Source organism: Sulfurospirillum sp. E15m (assembly GCF_059415145.1).
Map to the genome: position 1 here is coordinate 24754 of NZ_JCAHZS010000013.1, position 6343 is coordinate 31096.

5 protein-coding genes are annotated in these 6343 nt (G+C 41.1%); 4 read left to right on the plus strand and 1 reads right to left on the minus strand.

All coding sequences use genetic code 11. From position 1 onward, the window contains the following. Positions 1 to 36 precede the first annotated feature (36 nt). Positions 37 to 978, minus strand: a complete 942-nt coding sequence (locus tag AC5SLP_RS14300) for a DMT family transporter (RefSeq protein WP_495255843.1) — start codon at positions 976 to 978, stop codon at positions 37 to 39. Between the two features lie 427 nt (positions 979 to 1405). On the opposite strand from AC5SLP_RS14300, the gene AC5SLP_RS14305 reads away from it, so the two are divergent. The 4 genes from AC5SLP_RS14305 to fdh3B all read left to right on the plus strand — a co-directional run bounded on the left by AC5SLP_RS14305 (position 1406) and on the right by fdh3B (position 6161). Next, positions 1406 to 2143 (plus strand): TorD/DmsD family molecular chaperone, encoded by a 738-nt coding sequence (locus AC5SLP_RS14305; RefSeq protein ID WP_495255844.1) that lies wholly within the window; start codon positions 1406 to 1408, stop codon positions 2141 to 2143. 330 nt (positions 2144 to 2473) lie between these two features. Further along, a complete protein-coding gene (locus AC5SLP_RS14310; protein WP_495255845.1) occupies positions 2474 to 2671 on the plus strand; it encodes a twin-arginine translocation signal domain-containing protein in 198 nt (65 codons plus the stop codon). Between the two features lie 18 nt (positions 2672 to 2689). Next, a complete protein-coding gene (locus AC5SLP_RS14315; protein ID WP_495255846.1) occupies positions 2690 to 5548 on the plus strand; it encodes a formate dehydrogenase subunit alpha in 2859 nt (952 codons plus the stop codon). A 7-nt stretch (positions 5549 to 5555) separates the two neighbouring features. Next, on the plus strand, positions 5556 to 6161 hold the full coding sequence (gene fdh3B / locus AC5SLP_RS14320; RefSeq protein WP_495255847.1) for a formate dehydrogenase FDH3 subunit beta: 606 nt from the start codon (positions 5556 to 5558) through the stop codon (positions 6159 to 6161). Positions 6162 to 6343 lie beyond the last annotated feature (182 nt).

The window sequence follows — 6343 nt, forward strand, 5'->3', positions numbered from 1 at the left end:
TTACATGTAAAACCAAAAGAGAGCCTTGCGCTCTCTTTATGCCTCTTGTTTTTGAAAGACAATAAACAAGATTAACCCCACAAAGACACATACGATACCCATAAAAGCGCCCAGTGTTGGTAGGGGTGCATTTAAAAAGAGCATCTCTCCTAAAAGCGCAAAGACGACCTCACTTGCTTGTGTCGCATCCACTGCGGCAATTTCACTGCTTGTTTTGGCCAAATTTCTTGCCAATAAAAAAAGAGAGGTAGCAACAATACCCGATAAAAGAGCTACTAAGGCGGTGCTTAAGAGTTGATTGGTTGAGGGAAGTGGTGGTTGAATGAACGCAAGTAACACCAACCAAAAAGGAAGCGAGCCTAAACTCAAAAGCAAGACTTTGTGAAACGCATTGTGCAAAAGTACATCGTCAATATGGGGAATAAAAGCGTGGTTTTGATGCTTGGCTTCCCAAACCAGTTGATTGCCGATAGGATAGCAAAATGCCGCAACCAAGACCGGTAAAGAGCCTTTGAATAACTCTTGTAGATTAAACGTTTCAATAGAAGCAACATTGACAAGAAAGACGCCTCCTAAAATGAGCAGACAAAAAAACCAAATGCGTTTTGGAAAGGTTTTCCCCATTGCCATTAAAACAAAAAGGGATGCAATCACCGTAAATTGCCATGTTGTAGCGATCACCCACCCTTTGGCATAATCAGCGCTATAACACAGAAGAGAATAAAACCCACCAAAGCCTATACTGCCTGCAATAATCCAAAAACGCCAAAAACGTTTAAAAAGGGCTATCACTTTACCCAGTGTCGGTAAACCTTCCCATACCGCGATAACAATCATCACCATAAAAATCATAAAAAAATACCGTAATGATGCTGACCAAAGCCAATGACCGTGTCCTAAACTCATTAATCGATTTAAAATAAACGTGGAACTAAAAAAAAGAGCCGAAAGCATACCAAGCGCGATAAGTTGGGGCATAATACTCCTTTGGGAAAAGCATGATTATAACACGATATAGCGGAAATTTTGACGACTAGATGATTCAAAATCAATCACTCAGATTGTTTTAATCTTTTCTGCTTTATACTTACAAATCTACACCGTTTACCCCTCAAAGCAATATGCTTAAAATGCATATTTAAGCTAAGTTTAAGTTTTTAATCTACTCTTTTTACCCCATTTTCACCTAAGCAAAACTGTGGTACATTTTCTTAAAATTCGGTAAACAACTGTTTACTGTTCGTATATAACGAAACATAAAAAAGGGTTTTGTTTCTACAAAGATTCCGTGTTTTCCCCTTTATTTCGAACATTTATGAGATATAAATGGCGAGATTTTGTCAAAAAATTAAATCTGACAAAATCGGTCTATTTTTATTGACTTTAAGAAATGAGGAACAAAGACGTGATAAATAAAGAATCAGTTAATAAAGCCCGCTCACTCTATTATGGCTTTTTGAGCAAAATGTTTGTTTTTACAACGAGTGCTGATAGATACAAAGGTGTATTGGAAGCATTAGATGTGATGATAGACAACCCCATTGATGAAAATTCCGCAGAAGCACTTAAAGAATTTAAAGAATTTCTAGTCAATCAAGGCGAAGACGCATTGATTCAAGAATACGACGACCTTTTCCATAACCCAGCATTTCCTGTCATTCGCAATACCGCTTCGTACTATGATGAAGGTGTTGAGAGTGGAAAAAAACAACTTGAAGTTAAAAATTTTCTCGCTAAAACTAAAATCAGACGCAATGAAAAAGCTTACAAAGAGAATGAAGATTGTGTGGGTTTCATTTTTACCTTTATGCATGAGCTCATTGAGCTCATTATGGCGGGCAATAAGGAGTATGAAACGACACAGCACTGTCTTTTTGCCGAAGTGATTAATCCTTTTATTGATGAATTTGTTGTGAAAGTGTATGAACATCCTAAAGCAAAAGCTTACCAAGCCATCGCAATTATTTTAAATGCCTTTATAGCATTTGATCGCATGTATTTTGATGTGGTTAAGCCACCGTTAAAAGAGGCAAAGCGTGTGGTAAAACCTGTTGAAGTCATCTCCGGTGCGGAGGCCAGACGTCGCGCTGAGAATAAAGCAAAAAGAGACGCCGAAAAATCGCAAAAGAGGTTAGAAGCCTAGAGCAATCGAAAAGATTGCTCGAGAGAAGTTGGGCTTCTTTGGGGCAATCTTTTGTAAAAAAGATGAATCCACCTCTTCCCGAAAGGTGAGAAGTGAAAGCACAGAAGGTGCGCGGGCTTTCTGCCGAGGAAAACTTAGCGTTAGCGTAGCTTGAGAAGCTTTGCTTTGAGAGCGTGTGAAGAGTTCTGTTAAGGGCTCGTTCAATAAAAAGCACAGAAGGTGCGCGGGCTTTCCGCCGAGGAAAACTCAGCGTTAGCGTAGCTTGAGAAGCTTTGCTTTGAGAGCGTATAAAGCGTTCGGTACGAACAATTTAAATGAAAGGAGCATTGTATGAATGATAGCAGACGTGGCTTTGTAAAAAAAGTCGCAGTTGCAGGTGCGCTCACCGCTGCAGGTGTTGTAGCAGCGCAAGCAGCCACTGCAAAAAGTTCAGGTAGCAATGGCGTCGTTGTAGGCAAATCTAAGAAAAAAGAGATTACTTACACAAAAACACAAGCGTGGGAAGACTATTATAGATCTGCCCTATAAAAAAGGAGGCATAGCGTTATGGAAACTAAAACAGCTCGTGCTCTAAGTACGACCGTTGGTCGAAGGTCATTTCTCAAAATGGCAGCTGTTGCTAGCGTGTTTGGCGCTACTGCAAGTTTTGCCGGAGAAAATGTTACTAGAGCCGCAACAGAGGAAGAGGTGAAAAACCCATTTCCTGGAAGTAAGAAAGTGAAAACAATTTGTACATCATGTTCTGTCGGATGTGGTGTAATTGCAGAAGTCCAAAATGGTGTATGGGTACGTCAAGAAGTTGCTCAAGATCACCCTGTAAGCCTTGGTGGACACTGCTGTAAAGGTGCTGATATGATCGATATGGTCAGATCAGAAGTACGCCTTAAATACCCAATGGTCAAAGAAAACGGTCAATGGAAACGCATCTCTTGGGATGAAGCATTAAACCGTATTGCGACTAAATTGGCTGATCTTAAGAAAAAAGACGGTGCTGATTCTGTTCAATTTTTGGGTTCAGCAAAATTAGGAAACGAACAAGCGTATTATTTTAGAAAATTCGCTGCATTTTTTGGAACCAATAACACAGATCATCAAGCAAGAATCTGACATAGCTCTACAGTCGCCGGTGTGGCGAATACATGGGGTTACGGTGCTATGACAAATTCACTCAATGACATCCAAAATTCAAAAGCGATCATTATTTTTGGTGCAAACCCAGCGGTCAATCACCCTGTTGGTTTTCAACATCTTTTAAAAGCAAAAGAGCGCAATAACGCACAACTCATCGTTATTGATCCTCGTTTTACCAAAACAGCCGCAAAAGCTGACCTTTATGCGCAAATTAGACCAGGCACTGACATTCCATTTATGTATGGTATGCTTCATCTCATTTTCAAAAATGGCTGGGAAGATAAAGAGTTTATTGGAAGTCGTGTTTATGGAATGGAAGATATCCGTGCAGAAGCGCTTAAATGGACACCTGAAGTCGTTGCTGATGTCACAGGTATTCCTGCTGATAAATTGATTCAAATTACAACAGTTTATGCAAAAAACCGTCCTGGAACACTCATCTGGGCGATGGGTCTAACCCAACATACGATTGGTTCAAGTAATACACGTATGGCTCCGATCCTCCAGCTTGCTCTTGGCAACATGGGTAAAGCAGGTGGCGGTACGAATATTCTTCGTGGACACGATAACGTTCAAGGTGCTACGGATATGGGATGTTTGGCAGATAACCTTCCGGGTTATTATGGTTTGGCAGAGGGTGCATGGAAATACTTTGCAAAATCATGGGGCGTTGATTTTGAATACCTTGAAAAACAATTTAAAGATAAATCATGGATGAGCAAAAAAGGCTTCTCTCTTGCACGTTGGTGGGCAGGTGTTGAAGGTGTCAAAAGTGATGATGCTATCGATAATGCAGGTACACACTTAAAAGCACTTGTGGTTATGGGTAACGGTATTACCTCTATTGCACAACAAGCAAAAGTGAAAGAAGCACTTGATCATCTTGAAATGATTGTTTTAGCAGACCCATTTGTCAATGAAGCGGCAATTCTAACCGATAAAAAAGACAATGTATTTTTACTCCCAGCAGCAACACAGTTTGAAACCAGTGGTTTAGTTGTTGCGACGAATAGAAGTGCGCAATGGAGATACAAAGTGGTTGAGCCTCTTTATGAATGTAAACCAGACCAAGAGATTATGTTTGAACTTGCTAAGCGTCTAGGGTTCTATGAACAATATACCAAAGGTATGTTGATGCAAGAAACACCCGATGGCAAGTTAGAGATGATTCCTGGAAAAACAGCCTTTACATGGCCAGAAGATGCAACCAATGAAATTGCGCGTATTATTAAAACCATCGGACTTACCGGTTGGACAGCAGAGCGCGTTAAAAAACATACCGATAACTGGCATATGTTTGATGAAGTAACCCTAGAGGGTAAAGGTCCTATGAAAGGTGAGTACTATGGTTTACCATGGCCTTGCTGGACAAAAACACACAGTGGTTCACCAAACCTTTACGATACTTCAAAACCTGTTAGCATGGGTGGTATGGGCTTTAGAAATCGTTTCGGCAATGAGCATAATGGCCAAAACATTCTTGCAACAGCCGATGTCAGTGTTAAAGATTCAAAAGTGAAAGGTGGTCACGCAGAGATTACCAAAGCAAACATTGAAGCAGTCCTTGGTATTACTTTGACCGAAGCAGAAAAAGCGGCAATGGGTGCAAACTGGAAAGTCGATAACTCGAATCTTATTGTTCAAAAATGTATGGAAGCAGGTGTCGCCCCATATGGTAATGCAAAAGCACGTGCCATCGTTTGGGAATTCCCTGATCAAATACCAATGCACAGAGAACCTCTGCATTCACCACGCCATGATTTGACACTCAAATACCCTGCATATGCAGATAAGCCAAATCATTTCCGTGTTATGACGAAGTACACCTCTGTTCAAAGTGCGAAAGATTACTCACAAGAGTTCCCAGTCAATATGATTACCGCACGTTTAGTCAACATGAATGGTGCCGGTGTTGAAAACCGTTCATCTAAATACTTAGCAGCCTTGACTCCTGAGATGTTTTGTAATATTCATCCAGACTTGGCATTTAAACATGGCATTAAGAACGGTGAAATGATGTGGATTCACTCACCTGAAGGAACAAAAATCAAAGTGAAAGCGAAGTTCTCTTATAGCGTACTTCCCGATATGGTCTTTATGCCATTCCACTTTGCAGGTCACTTCCAAGGTACAGATAGAACAGGTAATTTCCCAGCAGGAACGAAGCCTTATGCAAGCGGCGAGAGTGTAAATACCGTTACAAACTACGGTTACGACATCATTACTCAGATTCCTGAAACTAAGGGCGGTCTATGCCGCATCGAAAAAGCGTAGGGGGTGGATGATGGATTACGCAAGAATGAAATTTTACTGCGATGAAAGCAGATGTATTGAGTGTGATGGCTGTTCTGTCGCTTGTGCTGAAGCGCATGAGCTTCCTGTAGGCATTAGCCGTCGTAAAGTTGTAACGATCAATGAAGGAATCCCTGGCAAAGAAATGAGTACATCCATTGCATGTATGCACTGTACCGATGCACCTTGCCAGCAAGTATGTCCCGTGGATTGTTTCTATATCCGAGAAGACGGCATCGTTTTACATGATAAAAACAAATGTATCGGATGTGGATATTGCTTGTACGCTTGTCCATTTGGCGCTCCACAATTTCCACGTGATGGTGCTTTTGGTATTAAAGGTGCTATGGATAAATGTACGATGTGTGCAGGTGGTCCATTAGAGACGAACTCCAAAGAAGAGCGCCATTTATATGGTCAAAATCGTATCGCTGAAGGTAAAGTGCCAGTATGTGCGGCAATGTGTTCAACCAAAGCACTTTTGGTTGGCGACGCTGAATCAGTATCGAATGTCTTTAGGGCACGTGTGATGGCTCGTGGTGGTAAAGGTGCAAACTCTCCTTACGGATGGGATAAGGCCTATAAAAACCAATGAAAGGAGCAGCAATGAAACACGTAATGTATAAAATCATTGCGCTTATGGGATTGGTCTCTGCTGCATTTAGTGGTGGAGACAATCCCTTGTATGGGACAGCGATGATAAAAGCGATACCGCACTATGAGAAATTTGGAGAGGTGTTTACACTTCTCCAACATGAATGGTTCTGGAAAGGCTTT

Bases quoted from the DNA above. Each gene is read 5' to 3' on its own strand.
- fdh3B (WP_495255847.1), top strand. From the start codon at position 5,556: ATGATGGATTACGCAAGAATGAAATTTTACTGCGATGAAAGCAGATGT.
- AC5SLP_RS14310 (WP_495255845.1), top strand. From the start codon at position 2,474: ATGAATGATAGCAGACGTGGCTTTGTAAAAAAAGTCGCAGTTGCAGGT.
- AC5SLP_RS14300 (WP_495255843.1), bottom strand. From the start codon at position 978: ATGCCCCAACTTATCGCGCTTGGTATGCTTTCGGCTCTTTTTTTTAGT.